Below are 17,713 nucleotides of genomic sequence, written 5' to 3'. Positions count from 1 at the left end.
CTTGAAATTATTTGTCGCTTAAGCGTTTTCCGCCAACTGCATAATGGTTTTTAGACATTTCTTCGATGAAAACAACGATGTTTTCTTCAGGAGCACCAGTTGTTTCGCTTACTGCTGCTGTTACTTTCTCAGCAAGAGCTTTCTTTTGTTCCTCTGTGCGTCCTTCTAACATTTTCACTGTTACGTATGGCATATATAATCGCTCCTTTTATGTAAGTTACAATCTTATTATAGCGGATTATGGGGAAGAACAATCGAAAAAACAAATAATTTCTTTTTTTGACATATGGAAGAGGAGATGAAGCATGGATCAGTTATTTAGATACCCGTTGCACCAAATTCCTTTGGTAGCAATGGCCATTATTATCGCATTATCAGTGCATGAATTTGCGCATGCATATGTAGCATATAAATTTGGGGACGATACAGCAAAGAGACAAGGGCGTTTAACGTTATCACCGATGGCTCATTTAGACCCTATAGGTTTAATTGCAGTATTAATTCTTGGATTTGGTTGGGCAAGACCGGTTCCTGTTAACCCATATAACTTTAAAAGACCGCGTCTTGCAGGTATATTAGTTTCAATTGCAGGGCCGATTAGTAACTTAATTTTAAGCGCAATCGGTTTAATTATTTGGTATAGCTTATTAACATTTGGTGTATTATACTCAATTCCATCTGCAGTAGCAGATACGTTAGCTCAATTTTTCCAGATTTTTATTATGCTGAATATCGTTTTACTTGTATTTAACTTATTACCGATCCCGCCACTTGATGGGTATCGCGTAGTGGAAGATTTAGCACCAGCAAATATTCGCGCGAAAATGACACAGTATGAAAAATACGGGGCAATTGCGTTATTAATTCTCGTTATTACACCTCTTAGTAATTACACAATTCAACCTATTTTCCAGGTAGTTATTCCGCATGTATTTGTATTTTTAGATAGCATCATTGCGCCTATTTTTGGCCTTGTATAAATTTTAAGTGAGGAGGAATTTACATATGACAGAGAAAAAGAAAAAAATCGGTTTTAATATCGTGAAAAATGATTCAACGGATGGACATGGTGGTTTTGGCGTTGGGGCATTAAGCCTAGAAAACATTTCACCCGTATTTGTTGATGTACTAGAGAAAACAGCATTTGTTGATATTGGTGCGATGCATGCGCGTAGTACAGTAGAAAAAGGTATTAAGTTTTTAACAAATAAAGATGAAGTTCCAAACGGAAAACCATACTGGCTTGTGTGGGTAACGATTGAAAGAACAGCAACAGGTGCGTATTATGCAGGTGTAACAGCTTGTGAAATGACAGTTGACCGTGAAATTCGCCGCGGATATAAGTCACTTCCAGAGCACGTAAACAAAATGGATAAATCATTGAAGCGTCACATTATGGTTGACCATATGGACGAATCATCTAAAAAAGTACTTGGTACATTCTTAAAAGAACATAATGAAGCGATTTGGAACGAATCTAGCGAAGAATTGCGCCGTGCTTTATTAAGTGAATAAAAGAAAAGGATGTCTCACTAGTCAACAATCGACTAGTGAGACATCCTTTTTATTTTGACTTGTTGTATGAAAATATATCAACGATTCGACTAGGAGGCTATTCCACGTTCAGTGAAATAGCCTGATATTCTACCAAGGAAGATATTTTTTCCACCAACTTGTTTTTTTCTTTTCTTCAGTTGTCTTTTCAAATTCCTCTTTATCATCAACGTGATCCATACAATATTCAGTTGGTTCTGTACCTTTTGCAAAATACATTTTCACTGAAATTGGGCAATTTTTTGTAGCAATTTTCCCGTTTTCAGGGTTAATATCGACTGCAACGACGTCACTTGGTTGTTTAAACTCTTTTTTAGGTTGTCCATCTAAGCCTTTCTCCATCGTATCAGTCCATATTCTTTTCGCATAGCCTTGTTCTGCTACGTTTGAAATTGATTTAGGTTGATCATATCCAACCCATACGCCAGTTACGAGTTGCGGGGTAAACCCAATCATCCAACTATCTGTTTCAGTAGATCCAGATTTTCCAGCATATGTTCTTGATAGTTTAGATAACATCGATTGACCAGTTACAGCAGCATAACTGCTTAGTTTTTTATTAAACATGCCTGTCATCATTTCTTCCATCACAAATGCTTTGCTCTTATCAAGAACTTGTTTACTCTCCAAATGAGCATCGTATAAAATATTTCCTTCATGATCCATAATGCGGCGAATGAAAATAGGTTTTACTTCTTTTCCCCCGTTTGCGAACATGCTATAAGCGTTAACCATTTCAATTGGTTTTACAGGAGATGTACCGAGCGCAAGGGAAGGGACGTCTTTTAATGCACTCTTAATGCCGAATTGCTTCGCCGTTTTTGTAAGAATGTCTTCGCCTAAAAATAAATTGGTTTTCACGGCATAGACGTTATCAGAGACCGCAAGAGCTTGCGCCATTGTTACAAAATCGTCTGCATAATAGTCTTTATAGTTTTTCGGTTTATACTTTGAAATACCGTCACCTAAAGTGAACACAGTGTATTCACTTTTTAAGCGCGTAGCAGGGGTGAATCCTCGTTCTAATGCCGCATAATATAGAAACGGCTTAAATGTAGATCCAGGCTGGCGAGCGGCCTGTGTAGCCCTGTTAAATTGACTTGTATTATAATCAGTTCCACCAACAAGGGCAGCTACTTCACCTGTTTTTGGATTCATAGAGACGAGCGCAGTTTGTATGTTTGTCGTGTCAGGTATGTGGTCTTTTACAGCTTGCTCTGCAACCGATTGTAATTTTGGGTCTAGCGTTGTATAAATACGCAAGCCGCCTTTTTGTAAGGCTTGCTCATCTAATCCGATATCACGAAGAAGAGAAGCTTGTACAGCATCTTGGAAATAAGGCGCAACCTCTGCGACTTTTTTCGTATCTAATGAAGCGAAAGTTAGTGACTCTTTCTTTGCTGAAGCTGCTTGTTTCTTCGTAATATAGCCTTGTTCTACCATTTCATCTAATATAAGAGATTGTCGTTCTTTCGCACGATCTTTTTTTAAAAAGGGAGAGTAGACACTAGGTCCTTTTGGTATACCCGCGAGCATACTAGCTTCCGCTAATGTTAATTCTTTTGCTGTTTTATCAAAATATAGACGGGACGCAGCTTCGATTCCATAAGCACCATGCCCGTAATAAATTGTATTTAAATATCCTTCTAAAATATGATTTTTATTATAATTCACTTCAAGACGGATTGTGTACATTGCTTCTAATAGTTTACGTTTCCACGTTTTATCATGATCTAAGTATAAGTTACGGGCATACTGTTGTGTAATCGTACTAGCGCCTTGGACTTTTGCCATCGCTTTTAAATCAGCAACAATGGCACCAGCGATACGCTTCATATCAAAGCCATGATGTTTGTAGAATCTTTGATCTTCGATAGAAAGTGTTGCCTCTTTTACATAAGGAGAAATTTCATTGAGAGATACATTGTATCGTTTTTGCATCTCATTACTTTGTCCTATAACAGTGTCATCATTAGCATAAAAGACACTTGTTTGCGGGACAGCGACAGGAGGAGGTCCCATAATTTTTGCAACTATAATAATAACAAAAAAGGAAAAAACGAAAAAAAGAACAGAAGAAAACATTACGGTGAAGAAAAGACGTTTATATTTTTTAAGTTTTGGATTCATAGTTTGATCCATCTTTTTCAGCCCCTCATTCATACAAACATTATTGTATTAGTATTGAGGGTTTTCGATTATTTTAAACAATGAAATTTCGAAAATAAAGAGCTCCTTCAATTAAGAAAGGAGCTCAAATGCACGTGCTGGCCAATCAGTAATAATGACATCTACGCCATAATCAATCATAGTTTGTAAATCTTTGTATTCGTTAATTGTATAAGGGCGGAAAACATACCCTTGCTTTTGTGCGAGTTGAACAAATTCCTTTGTTAGTAGTTCAAAGTTTGGATGTAAACCAGTTGCTTCTCTAGTTTTTGCTTCAGCGATAGGATCAGCAAGTGGTGTGTCATATAAAATTGCTCTTGGAATTTCAGGAGCAATTTCTGCTAATAATGAAACAGAGTCGTGATTAAATGAAGAGAATACAATTTGATTAGAAAGATGATATTCTCGAACGAGAGCAACAACTTTTTCTTCAATGTTTGGATAGTGAATGACATCTGTCTTTAACTCAATGTTGAGCTGTAACTTTGTTGTAGATAACCAAATGAATACTTCGCGTAACGTTGGGATTTTTGCTTCATGGAAAGAAGGATCTTTATGGCTGCCGGCATCTAAAGCTTGTAACTCTTCTACCGTTTTTTCAGAGACAAGACCTACATCATTCGTTGTACGATCGACTGTTTCATCGTGAATTACGACAAGTTCACCATCTTTTGATAGGTGGACATCAAGTTCAATGCCATGGGCGCCGATGCGTTCAGCTTCTTGGAAGGCAATCATCGTATTTTCTGGATGTGTTCCTTTTACGCCGCGATGAGCGAAAATAAGTGGTTTACTCATGTGAAATTCTCCTTATCATTTCTTTTCTTTCATTATGAAACTGCTTTTGAAAAAATACAATTTAATATGACAAACATTTACAAAAGTCTAACAGTTGCACAAAAGTTAACGTTAACGTAAAATGTAATAATCGAGTGAAGGGAGGAATAAACATGTATAAGATTGATGAAGTTACAAAGCAAGTTGGTTTAACAAAACGTACACTTCGTTATTATGAGGAAATTGGTTTAATTCATCCCCCAGAACGTAGTGAGGGGAACATTCGCCTGTATACAGACGAAGATATCGCTAGAATTAAAAGAATTGTGGAAGCGAAAGAAGTGTTAGGGATTACGCTTCAAGAAATGCAACATTTTTTATCGTTAAAAGAAAGAATGGAGCAAAGAAGAAATAGTGAGAATCCCCGTGATCGTGAAGTGATTCAAGAAATTAAAGAGATGCTTGAAAAACAAGTGCAAACGCTAGACGAGAAAATGGAGCAAATGCAGCGTGTAAAGGGAGAACTTGAAGACAGCTTACATCGTGCAGTGACATTTTTAGAGAATACAAAAGGAGAGTAATCAAAATGGAGAGCAAACAAAAACTAGGGAGATTGATTACAGTGTTGGCTACTTTCCTTGCCTTTTCAGGTATAGGGGTAGTCGATCCAATTTTGCCAATTATTGCTGAAAAGATTGGTGCATCGCATTGGCAAGTAGAGATGTTATTTACAGCGTATATTTTGACGATGGCAATTATGATGTTACCAGCTGGAATATTTGCATCGAGATTTGGTGATAAACGAATGATGACAATCGGTCTTGCGATCGTGACTGTATTTGCGTTTATATGCGGTATATCGCAAACGATTGCTCAGTTATCTCTTTTCCGCGCTGGATGGGGATTAGGGAATGCGATGTTCTTCGCAACGGCGATGACTTTATTGATTGCATTAAGTAAAGAAGTTCATGAAGCAGTAGGATTATATGAAGCAGCTATCGGTTTAGGAATGGCAGGTGGACCATTATTAGGCGGGATATTAGGTGGACATTCTTGGCGTTACCCATTTTTTGCGACGAGTATTTTAATTTTCTTAGCATTTATTTTAGTTTTCTTTTTTGTGAAAGAACCAGAGCGAAAAGTGAAGCGTAAAGCGGCAGGCGTGGGAGAATTACTTAACCTGGTGAAGTATAAACCGTTTATGCAAGGCGCCATTTCAGGAATGTTATACTACTACGGATTTTTCGTTGTGTTAGCATATTCACCACTTATTATGCATTTATCTGCTATTCAATTAGGATTTGTATTTTGTGGATGGGGACTCGCGTTAGCTTACGGTTCTGCAATTTTAGCACATAAGCTAGAAGGGAAATATGAGCCGAAAACATTGTTGAAAGGCAGTTTACTCGTATTTGCGCTGTTCTTAATTGCACTATTCTTCGTGAAAATTATGTGGTTACAAATTGTATTAATTGTTCTATCAGGGTTAGCATCAGGATTAAATAATGCATTATTTACAAGTTATGTAATGGATATTTCACCTTATGAAAGATCTGTTACATCTGGTGTTTATAACTTTGTTCGTTGGTTAGGTGGCGCGATTGCTCCCATTTTATCAGGGATTATCGGCCACACTGTTTCACCGCAAAGTCCATTTTTAGTAGGTGGGATTGTTGTATTAGTTGGTTGTGTAATGATTTTAATTCCGATTCGAAAACCGGTAGAAGTAGAGAGAAAAGCCCTTTCTTAAGAAAGGGTTTTCTTTATATGTATATGTTAGAACCCTCTGACTAAAATATATTTTCGGTATTTTTGTACTTTTAACTATACTTTTTGGATGTTTTGTTTTATTTTTGTTAGGGGACATTAATGATGTCCCTATTATAAATTTGCATTGAAAGGCGTGATTGTACGATGGAACTATGGTTCACTGAAAAACAAACAAAACATTTTGGGATTACGGCGCGTATTAACCGCACATTACATACGGAGCAAACAGAATTCCAAAAACTTGATATGGTTGAAACGGAAGAGTTCGGAAACATGCTTATTTTAGATGGCATGGTTATGACAACAGAAAAAGATGAGTTCGTTTATCATGAAATGGTAGCGCACGTACCTTTATTTACACATCCAAACCCTGAAAACGTATTAGTTGTAGGTGGCGGCGATGGCGGTGTTATTCGTGAAGTGTTAAAACACCCAAGCGTAAAGAAAGCAACTCTTGTTGAAATCGATGGAAAAGTAATTGAGTACTCTAAACAATACTTACCATCAATTGCAGGCGCATTAGATAATGAGCGTGTAGAAGTAAAAGTAGGAGACGGTTTCCTACATATCGCAGAAAGCGAAAATGAATACGATGTAATTATGGTAGATTCTACTGAGCCAGTAGGGCCAGCAGTAAACCTATTTACAAAAGGCTTCTACGCTGGAATTTCAAAAGCGTTAAAAGAAGATGGTATTTTCGTTGCACAAACGGACAACCCTTGGTTCACACCAGAACTAATTACAACTGTGTTTAAAGACGTAAAAGAGATTTTCCCAATTACTCGTTTATACACAGCGAATATTCCAACTTACCCAAGTGGTCTTTGGACATTCACAATCGGATCTAAAAAACATGATCCATTAGAGGTAAGTGAAGAGCGTTTCCACGAAATCGAAACGAAATACTACACAAAAGAATTACACAATGCAGCATTCGCATTACCGAAATTTGTTGGCGATCTAATTAAGTAAGAGAATCGCACGGAACAAATAAAGTGTAAGTAGCTCATTTAAGGTGTTTGTCCAGAAGACTTGAACATGCTAGCTATTTACACTTCTGTAAAGAAAATTGTCTTCTTTGTATGAAATAGAAGACCCGGTAAATCGAGAAAGAGGAGCAACTCGCTCCAAATTTGAGAAATAATGAAAGGTTGGGATACCTTAAGTTCCACATAAGGAGGAAAAGAATATGCGTTTTGATGAAGCTTATTCAGGTAAAGTATTTATTAAAAGTCATCCAAGTTTTGAAGAGTCGAAGGTAGTTATTTATGGGATGCCTATGGATTGGACAGTAAGTTACCGTCCGGGATCTCGTTTTGGCCCTGCACGTATTCGTGAAGTATCAATCGGTCTTGAAGAATATAGTCCGTATTTAGATCGTGAACTAGAAGAGGTAAAATATTTTGATGCGGGTGATATCCCATTACCATTCGGAAACGCACAGCGCAGCTTAGACATGATTGAAGAATATGTATCAAAACTTTTAGATGCCGATAAGTTTCCACTAGGTCTCGGCGGTGAGCACTTAGTGTCTTGGCCAATTTTTAAGGCAATGGCAAAAAAATATCCGGATTTAGCAATTATCCATATGGATGCTCATACTGATTTACGTGAATCGTATGAAGGGGAGCCTTTATCCCACTCTACACCAATTCGTAAAGTGTGTGATTTAATTGGTCCGGAAAACGTATATTCTTTCGGAATTCGTTCTGGAATGAAGGAAGAATTTGAATGGGCGAAAGAAGTAGGTATGAACTTATATAAATTTGACGTATTAGAACCGTTAAAAGAAGTATTACCGAAACTTGCAGGACGCCCAGTCTATGTCACAATCGACATTGATGTATTAGACCCAGCTCACGCTCCAGGAACAGGAACGTTAGAAGCTGGTGGTATCACATCTAAAGAATTATTAGATTCCATCGTAGCAATTGCAAATTCAAATATAAATGTAGTTGGAGCAGACTTAGTAGAAGTAGCTCCTGTCTACGACCATAGTGATCAAACACCAGTCGCAGCAAGCAAATTCGTGCGGGAAATGCTGCTCGGTTGGGTAAAATAAAAGTGAAGCCGACTGTTTAGACCCGGTGACTAAGGTTCTTTCCTGCAAAAGGTGCTTTTTACCTTTTGGCAGGGAAGGTTCTTAGACGCACAAGGGTCTAGGAGGCGTAACTGGATAGAAATAAGATCCCTCTATATGATTAGGGGCTCTTATTTTGTCGTTATGTGTCGGTAAGTCGATATGTCTTGTCGAATCGTCGATATAATGAAAAAATCGTTGATATATTTTGAGTTGTGATCGATATATTTGAAAAATCGTCGATATAATTTCATTTACCATTACGTAACACAAAAAAGAGCTATTCCCAAACAACAGGAATAGCTCTTTTTCTTATGCAACCTTCTCTTCCGAAGTAATGCCGCGAATGTCATCAGCAGAGCGAATTGGATATTTACGGAACACGATTGATCCGATGTATCCAACAATCGTGGTAACGATTCCACATAATATAGCAGCAATTGTTGCTTTTACAACGTCATTAAATCCGAATAAAACAAGAAGTCCTGGGATTGGTGATGCTGTTCCTGGTGCATTATTAACGAGCTGGAACAGAGATGTAATAATACCAGCAAGTGCACCGCCAACGAAGTTTGTCGCATAAATTGGAATTGGATTTGCTGAAACAACATCGGCTTGTGTTAAAGGTTCGATTGCTACAGCAATTGTGTCTTTCTTTGAACAAATCTTTAGTCGTTTAAAGAAAATAAAGTTCATTGGGGCTGAGGCTGCTACGGCAAGACTACCAATTGCCATTGGTAAACCTGTTAATCCAAGCATTGCAGTGAGTGCCATAGAACTCAGTGGAGAGGTAGAAATAACTGTTATTAATCCACCAAGCATAATACCCATGATAATAGGGCTTTCTGTAGTTGCAACTGAAATCATAGAACCGATTTTACCAAGTGTTGCGTTAACGAGCGGATCCATAAGCATTGCCATTCCGCGTGAGATTGGTGCAGCGATAAATAAAATTGCTAAAAACTCTACACCAGCCGGTAATTTCTTTTCGAGAAATTTCACGACGAAGGCACAAACGTATCCAGCGAAAAATCCTGGTAAAATACCAAACCCACTAGTAGCGATACCGATTAAAACAGCATATACGGGGGAAACACCGATTGCTAATGCGACTAAAATCGCTGCTGCGACACCGCTCATACTACCGGAAGCTTCTCCTACTGATTGTAAAAAGTCATTATGAAACATTTCTCCACCGATATAACGGTGAAATGCTTCAATAAGAAAACTTGCGATTGCTGCATTAGCTAAAGCACCCATCGCCTTCATTCCGTAAGGCGCACGGTAACTGAAAAGTGTAAATAGACAAAGTACAACAAGTAATAGTGCTAAACCTTGCAAGATAGCCATTTGAAAACTGTCTCCTTTGATTTTTGTAATAAAAATTCGTATCATTCAATAATAATATAAAAGTTCATGAAACGGAAAAATTTTTTATTGGGAAATGGCTATAAGGTAAAAATGCCTTACAATAATGTAAGGAAAGTGTAAGACTTTTAGATAGAGTATAGTATGCCATTTTTCGTATAATACAAGTATAGATATATGACTAGGGAAAAAGAAGTGTAAACAGGAGGCTCATATATGAAATTGGTAATTAAAGTTTTAGCTGTATTCGCCATTATTCTAGGTGGAACAGCGTATTATTTGAACACAAAAACAGAAGGTGTACATGCTTTTGTAGACAACTTCTTTTCAAATAAAGAAATACAAGATTATTATGCGGTGGTAGATAAAGGTGAGAAAAAAGACGGAGAATACTTGTATACTTTTAAAGGATATACAGAAGACGGGAAGTTACAGGTTATTAAAAGAATGATGAACCGTGAATTGCATACGGGTGCTTTTATAAAAATTTATGCAAAAGGTATGCAAGGAAAAGGATGGGCTGAAATCCCGAAAGAATCAATTCCGCAAAAAGCGTTGGAAAAAATAGAAAAACGATAAAAGGAGCGACTCATTCGCTCCTTTTTAGTGCGTTAAAATAGTAATAGATGTTTTTTCTTTGTTAGAAATGATTTTTACACGTCCGCCAATTGGAAAAGTGAAAATCGGGGTTGTATGACCGAAACTTGCGTTTGCAATGATAGGGATATGTGCAAGCTCAGGCTTTGAAGCAATCATTTCTTGCATGTCTTCTATCGTACATTCTGCACCTTTTTGCATCTTTCCTATAACGATGCCTTTTACATGTTTAAAATCTTGCTGCTGCATAAGAGAATGTAAATATCGATCAAAAGTTTTAAGAGTAGCTCTCCCAGTTAAACTATCCTCTTCAAGAAATAAAATTTTATCCTTTAAGTTTGGCATATATGGTGTACCTTGCAATAAGTTCAATGTGCTCATATTACCACCAATAATCTCTCCAGTTGCTTCGCCCTCGTGAATTGAAACATATCCTTCATTCTTAATAAACTCTCGATTTTCCTGATCAATGTACCAAGAATCATCACTCCATGTTTCAGATGGTAGGATTTCAATAGGTTCAGTAGAAGTTAAGCATTGTAAAAAGTAATCGTTCGTATACTCGAGACCTTTCTCCATTCCAAATGAAGAGAAATGGGGTCCTGAATATGTAACGAGTCCTGTTTTAGTGTAAATTGCATTATTTAAAGCAGTAATATCTGAATAGCCACAGAAAAATTTCGGATTTTCTCGAATTAAATTATAATCGAGGTGTTTCAATAAACCGTTAGAGTTGTATCCGCCAAGTGTCGTCAAAATGGCTTTTACATTCGGGTCTCTAAATGCTTCGTGAAGGTCTTGAACGCGTGAAGAAATAGAAGAGGAAGCAAATTTGTCTATCTCATCAGCATATGTTGAAAATGTAACGTGAAAGCCCATGTCGGTTAACCTTTTTACAGCAAGCTTCCTGTTTTCAGTTGAGACAATACTTAAACTGCAAGATGGTGAAATAACTCTAATTTCATCACCTTTTTTTAATTTTGTTGGTAGCACTTCATTCACCTCTTAAAATGAAAGAATATTTAGATTTAAAAAATATTTTATCATATGAAATAAAGTGAAAGTGAATTATGTTTTGAAATAGAGTTTTCCTGATTTTTCAGCAGACAGACAGAGGTTTTTTTTGATATGATAGGAAAAGTGATTTATTATAAGTAGTATTTAATATCTATAACATTTGAAAGGTGTGCAAGACGTGGAGAAACAACTTGCAGGCTTGCCGGTACACGTTCATTTCGTAACAGAAATCCGTGAAGGGGCGAGGAAGGAAACCGTTGCTTTTGAAGTAAATGGTCAATACTATGTAAAAGGTCAAGGTACATACGTAACATTCCAAGAGCCGAACGAACAAGGCGAAGTGAAAACAATTATTAAAATCCAAGATGAACAAGTTCTCATTATGCGTTCAGGTGCTGTTTCTATGCGTCAAACGCATGTGAAAGGTGAATGGACAACTGGTACGTACACGAGTGAACTTGGTACGTTTGCATTGCAAACAAAGACTGATAACGTTCTTTTTAAATGGTCGGATGAAAAGAAAAAAGGACAACTCTTCTTAACGTACGCATTGCTTCTAAGTGAACAAGAAGCTGGCAGATATACAATTACGATTAATTTGAAGGAGGCAAAATAATGAATTCTTTAGAACAAGTAAAAGGATTAATTAAAGAAGAAATTCAAGCTGCTGTATTAAAGGCAGAATTAGCGACAGAAGAACAGATTCCAAACGTTGTATTAGAATCTCCAAAAGATAAGACAAATGGTGACTTCTCTACAAATATGGCAATGCAACTTGCACGCGTTGCAAAGAAAGCACCTCGTATGATCGCAGAAGAATTAGTTGCAAACTTCGATAAAGCAAAAGCTTCTATTGAAAAGATTGAAATCGCAGGTCCTGGTTTCATTAACTTCTACATGGATAATAGCTACTTAACAGACTTAATCCCAACGATCGTTAATGCTGGTGAAGCTTACGGTGAAACGAATACTGGTAAAGGTGAAAAAGTACAAGTTGAGTTCGTATCTGCGAATCCAACAGGTGACCTTCACTTAGGACATGCACGTGGTGCAGCAGTAGGTGACACGTTATGTAACTTATTAGCAAAAGCAGGATACGATGTATCTCGTGAGTACTACATTAATGATGCTGGTAACCAAATCCATAACTTAGCTCTTTCTGTTGAAGCTCGTTACATGCAAGCTTTAGGCTTAGAGAAAGAAATGCCAGAAGACGGATACCATGGTGCGGACATCATTGCAATCGGTAAACGTTTAGCTGAAGAGTTTGGCGATCGTTATGCGAAAGCTGATGAAAAAGAAAGTTATGAATTCTACCGTGAGTACGGTTTAAAATATGAGTTAGCAAAACTCCAAAAAGACTTAGAAAGTTTCCGTGTTAAATTTGATGTATGGTTCTCAGAAACATCATTATACAAAAACGGAAAAATCGATCAAGCTCTTGCTGTATTAAAAGAGCGCGATGAGATTTTTGAAGAAGATGGTGCAACTTGGTTCCGCTCAATGACTTACGGTGATGATAAAAACCGTGTATTAATTAAAAATGACGGTTCTTACACGTACTTAACGCCAGATATCGCGTATCACCGTGATAAATTAGAGCGTGGTTTCGATAAGTTAATCAACATTTGGGGTGCTGACCACCACGGTTACATTCCACGTATGAAAGCTGCTATTCAAGCGCTAGGTTACGATAAAGAAACACTAGAAGTAGAAATCATCCAAATGGTACAACTGTATCAAAATGGTGAGAAAATGAAGATGAGTAAACGTACAGGTAAAGCAGTTACACTTCGTGAGCTTATGGAAGAAGTAGGCGTGGACGCAATGCGTTACTTCTTCGCAATGCGTAGCGGTGATTCTCATTTAGACTTCGATATGGACTTAGCTGTATCAAAATCTAATGAAAACCCAGTATACTATGCACAATACGCTCACGCTCGCGTATGCAGTATCCTTCGCCAAGGTGAAGAATTAGGATTAGCTACAGGCGGAGATGTGAACTACAAACTTGTTACTTCTGAGAAAGAGGTAGAGTTACTGAAAAAGCTTGGTGAATTCCCAGCAGTAGTTGCGGATGCAGCACAAAAACGTTTACCACACCGTATTACAAACTATGCATTTGAATTAGCAGCAACATTACACAGCTTCTACAATGCAGAAAAAGTATTAAACCAAGATAACTTAGAATTAAGTAAAGCTCGCTACGAGTTAATGAAAGCAGTACGCACTACACTTCAAAATGCATTAGCAATTGTAGGAGTATCTGCACCAGAAAAAATGTAATTAAGAAAAGCGGAAGCGGCTCGTTCAGAATAGAAGGGGGATGGAGCTCCTGACAGAGAGGCGTACTTTGCCTCGGAGGAAGGCGCGAAGCCACCGAGTATTCTAGCCGCTGAAGCTGGACAATAGAGAAAAGCGGAGCCAATTTTTCTCTTTCAGTAAAAGGCAATCACACGATGTTGTGATTGCCTTTTTGTATGGAGATAATAAAAAAATAAAATTTTATCAAACAAAAGGAAAATTTGCGTCGTCTTATATAAATGACAGGAGGTTTATGATGGAAGAAAAGGTAGAAGAATTGATTGATATATATAAGCAGCAAATATATTCCTTATGCTATAAGTTAGCGAAGACGAAAGAAGACGCGGAAGATATTTTTCAAGAGACGTGGATAAAAGTTTTTTCATCGCGGCACCAACTTTCTTACGTGGAGAATTATAAAAAGTGGATTACTACAATTTGTGTTCGTACGTTTTATGATTTTTATCGTAAGAAAAAAAGATGGAAAGATCGAATATTGGATTTGTTTCATAAAGAAGATGGTGGAGAAATAGACTTCGCGGATGAAGTGAATATATCAGAAGAATTTATTCAAAAAGTGGAAGCGGAAATGATACGGGAAGTTATACAGTTATTGAATGAAAAGTATAAAACTGTGCTCGTACTCTACTATTATGAACAATATTCTTATAAGGAAATGAGTGAAATATTAAATATACCGATTGGTACAGTGAAATACCGTCTTAATTATGCAAAGAAGCAAATGCGAGAACATTTGGAGGGATTCGTTCATGAAGGAAGATAAATTTGAACAGAAGATAAAGAGTAGCTTAGCAGAAGAGATAACTCCAAGCGAAGAGCTAATAGATAACACGAAGCAGGGCGTGCGAAAGGCTCAGAAGTTAGAGAAGAGATGGGTGATTTATATTCACGCCATTTGGATTGTTTTATTAACAGTTGTTATAGAACAATTTGTCATTCATTTGGATCATAAAATTCCTATGTTGATAGCAATTGTGATTATGATGCACGTATACATTCCAATATATGTTGTCATACAGTCATTTTTAAAGAAGGAGTATAAATTACATGATAGAGTTCGCTAATCCGTTTGTAATATTTGAAGTAGCTGGAGTGACAATGTTTTTAGCTTTTATAGCACTTTTAATATGTGTTGCATCATGGGTATATACAGATGCGAAAGCACATCAAATGAGTAAAGGATGGAGTGTTTTAGCGGTTATATTGCCATTCTTTATCGGGTTTTTATTATATATGGTAAGAAGAAGTAAAAGGAAAGTTGAAGGAGAATATAAGATGAATTTTGTTAAAAAGCAGAAGGTAACATTAGTTGCGATATTGGCAAGTACGATGTTTGTATTACTTAGTGGCTTTACTTTTGCACAGGCGTTAGATGATGCGTGGAGAGCAGGAGATATATATTTAGAAAATGAGAAGCAAGGAGAGACAAGTTACGAGGCAAAATTCTCATCATGGGATATTGCTGGGAAAGATATTGAACTCGAGTATGAAAAGGATACAGAAGTGACATTTTCTTATGAGACGGATACAAAACGTGGGAATTTATGCTTTAGCTTGTATGAAAGGCAAGGAGAAGGTATAAGAGAGTTAAAAGAGATCTGTGAATCGAAAAAAGGTACTTTTACAGTTACGTTGAAAGCAAATGAAAAATATGTATTGAATATAAGTGGATTAAAAGTAAAAGATGGTTTTGTAAAAGTGAATTGGGAAACAAAATAAAGGACCATGAGAAAGGCCCTTTATTTTATCGGATTGTATACGTAACCGAAAAGCTAACAGGACTATAGTAAACGTAAGGTGCATGAAATTGAACGTACATATTTCCATCTGTTTTAGCAGTGAAAATTCGTCCGTATCTATCAGAATAACGTCCAATAAGGTTATGATTTGAGTCGTAAACACTGTAACTAGGAGTTTTACTGTTAGGTTGAATTGTTAGCTCTTGTCCCTTTTGAAGGAAAATAGGTTCTTGCTCAGAACTACCTCCAGTTTGCAAAGAATAAAATTTCGTAAAGCTCTGTTCTTGAGTTGCGGCAGCAACTTTCGTTTCAGCAATAAACGCGGTAGCACCAGTAATTCCTGCTAAAGTTAACGCACCTGCTAAAATCATTTTTTTCATAGTAAAAAAGCCTCCTTATTAGTTGTAATCATTTTTGTTACAGTTAATATTGTATACGATAATGAGTAGGAGAAAATATGCTTTTATGCATATATATTTTTTCTCAATAAAGACCACTGATAAAAATCAGTGGTCTTTTAAATGATTAAGCAGCTTTCTGTTCGGTTTGAGCAACAGGTTTTTGAAGAGTGTTATAAACACCAGTTCCGATAACTTCTAATGCCATTTTCATACGTTCAGGTGAAATATTCTCCAATACGTTATCTTGAGGTGTATGGTATACCTTCTCAATATGATAGATTAATGGATTCCAACTATCGACACCCATCCAGATGAATAGGGCGGCCGGAATCCCAACTTCAGCAAATGGCACGTGATCACTAGAGCCAAATTTCCCTTGAAGAACGAGGTCATTATTTAATTGTTTACCTGCTTGTAAGGCCGCGTCTGTTACAAGGTTTGGAGAACCGTTAGGCGTCATAGCATATAAATTCTTCGCCTTATCGTAATTTGTTGCAACCATGTCTGCGTTAAAGACACCTAAAATCCGGTCACGTTCTTTTTGGGATAGACTATTAACGTAATGATCAGAGCCAAGTAAGCCAGTCTCTTCAGAACCGAAAGCAATAAAACGAATTTCTTTATCAGTTTCTACATTTTGAAAAGCGCGTGCTAACTCTAATACTAACCCTGTACCAGAAGCATTGTCATTTGCTCCAGGTGCTCCAACGACACTATCATAGTGTGAACTTACAACGACAGCTTTTTCATTACCTGTACTATTTTTTGGTTTCTTTTTAGCAATGACGTTTAATGATGTTAAATTAGATTCATGTCTTGCTTTTAGGGAAAGGATTGTTGTCCCTTTTTTAGCGATTTCTTCTTTAAATGCATTTCCTTGTGCATAAGCAAGACCAAAGACAGGGATAGACTGTTTTTTCGTTAGGCGGGGATTGAAAGTTTGTCCGTAATTTCCACGTCCACCAATTAAGCTGTATAAAAGAACACCTTTTGCTCCTTTGCTAACAGCATTTTCAACTTGTTTATTATAGTCTGCTACTGTTGTTCCTCTTTCGAATAGAACAATTTTTCCGTTTACTTCATTTGGGATATCCTCTAATTTTGTCCCACCTTGAACAAAGATAATCGGAGCTGTAACAGCCTCTGTAGAAATTAGTGCGTTAGGGGCAGCACCAGCTTGCCAATTACGCTTTGTGGATAATGGTGATTCAATAAATCCAACGTATTGATCCGGTACTTGGAATGGTTGATATTCTACTTCATAGCCCATTGATTTAAGCTGCATACCAACGTAGCGAGAAGCCCATTCCTCTGATTTTGTTCCACCGGGACGAGGACCAATTGTTTCGGATAAGAAACGGATGTGTTCGATAGCGCGGCTTGCATCAACTTGTTTTGTGATAGATGAAGTCTGTGTGATTTCTGACGTGGAATCAGCTTTAGCTTGTCCAATTGGAGCTAAACTAAAAGCGAGTGATACAGCAAGCAAAGAGCTTACTATTTTTTGTTTCAAAGATTTTTTCATTTCTTTCTCTCCTATTCTTCTATTCTCTCTGACTGACAAAAGAAGACGGATAACGACTTCATTTTACCTTTACCTTTATAGTTTTTCAATATTCTGACATTGAGAAATAAAAAAGTTATATGCATATTTACATATTTTTGACGGAGATATGTATGCTATCATTTTAAATGAAGGTTCGCTTTCTGCTTGGAAAGCTCCTACATTGCATGAATCTAGTGTACCCAAACTTTAGATTATGTAGAGAAAAGAATTCACTGTAGGGTTTCTTTTCTCGTGTTTGAATCATGTGATGATAAGTATGTTTCCGCATTTCATAATTATCATCAGTGATATATGTAAGGCATCCATATGAAAATACGAGGCTGTTCAAAGGTTTTCCGTACTTTTGGAC

The 17,713-nt window shown here is 37.0% G+C and carries 19 protein-coding genes; 12 read left to right on the top strand and 7 right to left on the bottom strand.

Going from position 1 to position 17,713, the window contains the following annotated elements; genetic code table 11:
• Positions 1-7: 7 nt before the first annotated feature.
• A complete protein-coding gene (locus PDK19_RS09220) occupies positions 8-193 on the bottom strand; it encodes a 2-hydroxymuconate tautomerase (RefSeq protein ID WP_001147171.1) in 186 nt (61 codons plus the stop codon).
• Between the two features lie 112 nt (positions 194-305).
• Here PDK19_RS09220 and PDK19_RS09215 point away from each other — a divergent pair, with 112 nt between their 5' ends.
• Positions 306-980 (top strand): site-2 protease family protein, encoded by a 675-nt coding sequence (locus tag PDK19_RS09215; RefSeq protein WP_000372453.1) that lies wholly within the window; start codon positions 306-308, stop codon positions 978-980.
• 25 nt (positions 981-1,005) lie between these two features.
• Positions 1,006-1,515: a YwhD family protein gene (locus PDK19_RS09210; protein WP_000136687.1), complete on the top strand. Its 510-nt coding sequence runs from the start codon at positions 1,006-1,008 to the stop codon at positions 1,513-1,515.
• Positions 1,516-1,644: 129 nt separating this feature from the next.
• On the opposite strand, the gene PDK19_RS09205 is transcribed toward PDK19_RS09210, so the two are convergent.
• Together PDK19_RS09205 and PDK19_RS09200 are read right to left on the bottom strand one after the other, a co-directional pair.
• A complete protein-coding gene (locus PDK19_RS09205; protein ID WP_270707015.1) occupies positions 1,645-3,696 on the bottom strand; it encodes a transglycosylase domain-containing protein in 2,052 nt (683 codons plus the stop codon).
• Between the two features lie 99 nt (positions 3,697-3,795).
• Positions 3,796-4,521 (bottom strand): glycerophosphodiester phosphodiesterase, encoded by a 726-nt coding sequence (locus PDK19_RS09200; RefSeq protein ID WP_049111408.1) that lies wholly within the window; start codon positions 4,519-4,521, stop codon positions 3,796-3,798.
• A 152-nt stretch (positions 4,522-4,673) separates the two neighbouring features.
• Between PDK19_RS09200 and PDK19_RS09195 the strand changes: the two genes are divergently transcribed.
• From PDK19_RS09195 to speB, 4 genes are all read left to right on the top strand, one after another.
• Positions 4,674-5,081, top strand: a complete 408-nt coding sequence (locus tag PDK19_RS09195) for a MerR family transcriptional regulator (RefSeq protein ID WP_000276568.1) — start codon at positions 4,674-4,676, stop codon at positions 5,079-5,081.
• Positions 5,082-5,086: 5 nt separating this feature from the next.
• Positions 5,087-6,250 (top strand): MFS transporter, encoded by a 1,164-nt coding sequence (locus PDK19_RS09190; protein WP_000444220.1) that lies wholly within the window; start codon positions 5,087-5,089, stop codon positions 6,248-6,250.
• 164 nt (positions 6,251-6,414) lie between these two features.
• Positions 6,415-7,242 carry a polyamine aminopropyltransferase gene (gene speE / locus PDK19_RS09185; protein ID WP_000424696.1) on the top strand — a complete coding sequence of 276 codons (828 nt, stop codon included), beginning with the start codon at positions 6,415-6,417 and terminating at the stop codon, positions 7,240-7,242.
• 217 nt (positions 7,243-7,459) lie between these two features.
• Entirely contained in the window at positions 7,460-8,332 is an 873-nt protein-coding gene (speB, locus tag PDK19_RS09180; protein WP_001209831.1) for an agmatinase, read from the top strand.
• 330 nt (positions 8,333-8,662) lie between these two features.
• Here speB and PDK19_RS09175 read toward each other — a convergent pair whose 3' ends face one another.
• Positions 8,663-9,700 (bottom strand): PTS sugar transporter subunit IIC, encoded by a 1,038-nt coding sequence (locus PDK19_RS09175; RefSeq protein ID WP_270707013.1) that lies wholly within the window; start codon positions 9,698-9,700, stop codon positions 8,663-8,665.
• A gap of 234 nt (positions 9,701-9,934) precedes the next feature.
• Between PDK19_RS09175 and PDK19_RS09170 the strand changes: the two genes are divergently transcribed.
• Positions 9,935-10,297 (top strand): YxeA family protein, encoded by a 363-nt coding sequence (locus PDK19_RS09170; protein WP_000779929.1) that lies wholly within the window; start codon positions 9,935-9,937, stop codon positions 10,295-10,297.
• 24 nt (positions 10,298-10,321) lie between these two features.
• On the opposite strand, the gene PDK19_RS09165 is transcribed toward PDK19_RS09170, so the two are convergent.
• Positions 10,322-11,308, bottom strand: a complete 987-nt coding sequence (locus PDK19_RS09165; protein ID WP_049111410.1) for a S66 family peptidase — start codon at positions 11,306-11,308, stop codon at positions 10,322-10,324.
• Between the two features lie 202 nt (positions 11,309-11,510).
• On the opposite strand from PDK19_RS09165, the gene PDK19_RS09160 reads away from it, so the two are divergent.
• The 5 genes from PDK19_RS09160 to PDK19_RS09140 all read left to right on the top strand — a co-directional run bounded on the left by PDK19_RS09160 (position 11,511) and on the right by PDK19_RS09140 (position 15,376).
• Entirely contained in the window at positions 11,511-11,948 is a 438-nt protein-coding gene (locus PDK19_RS09160) for a DUF1934 domain-containing protein (protein WP_049111411.1), read from the top strand.
• On the top strand, positions 11,948-13,618 hold the full coding sequence (gene argS / locus PDK19_RS09155; RefSeq protein ID WP_001086449.1) for an arginine--tRNA ligase: 1,671 nt from the start codon (positions 11,948-11,950) through the stop codon (positions 13,616-13,618). The genes PDK19_RS09160 and argS overlap by 1 nt, the downstream gene beginning before the upstream one ends.
• A 274-nt stretch (positions 13,619-13,892) precedes the next feature.
• The gene (locus PDK19_RS09150; RefSeq protein WP_139302952.1) at positions 13,893-14,420 is read left to right on the top strand and encodes an RNA polymerase sigma factor; all 528 of its coding nucleotides are present in this window, start codon (positions 13,893-13,895) and stop codon (positions 14,418-14,420) included.
• Positions 14,407-14,721, top strand: coding sequence for a hypothetical protein (locus tag PDK19_RS09145; protein WP_049111413.1), 315 nt, complete (start codon positions 14,407-14,409; stop codon positions 14,719-14,721). Before PDK19_RS09150 ends, PDK19_RS09145 begins: the two co-directional genes overlap by 14 nt.
• Positions 14,705-15,376, top strand: a complete 672-nt coding sequence (locus PDK19_RS09140) for a hypothetical protein (RefSeq protein ID WP_049111414.1) — start codon at positions 14,705-14,707, stop codon at positions 15,374-15,376. Before PDK19_RS09145 ends, PDK19_RS09140 begins: the two co-directional genes overlap by 17 nt.
• A 25-nt stretch (positions 15,377-15,401) precedes the next feature.
• Here the strand turns inward: PDK19_RS09140 and PDK19_RS09135 are convergent, their stop codons facing one another.
• Both PDK19_RS09135 and PDK19_RS09130 read right to left on the bottom strand, forming a co-directional pair.
• Positions 15,402-15,776 carry a hypothetical protein gene (locus PDK19_RS09135; RefSeq protein ID WP_049111415.1) on the bottom strand — a complete coding sequence of 125 codons (375 nt, stop codon included), beginning with the start codon at positions 15,774-15,776 and terminating at the stop codon, positions 15,402-15,404.
• A gap of 145 nt (positions 15,777-15,921) precedes the next feature.
• A complete protein-coding gene (locus PDK19_RS09130; protein ID WP_049111416.1) occupies positions 15,922-17,322 on the bottom strand; it encodes a M28 family metallopeptidase in 1,401 nt (466 codons plus the stop codon).
• Positions 17,323-17,713 lie beyond the last annotated feature (391 nt).

The sequence above is a fragment of the Bacillus cereus group sp. BcHK124 genome, from assembly GCF_027712065.1.
GTDB lineage: Bacteria > Bacillota > Bacilli > Bacillales > Bacillaceae_G > Bacillus_A > Bacillus_A pacificus.
This window is presented reverse-complemented; position numbering and strand designations above follow the sequence as displayed.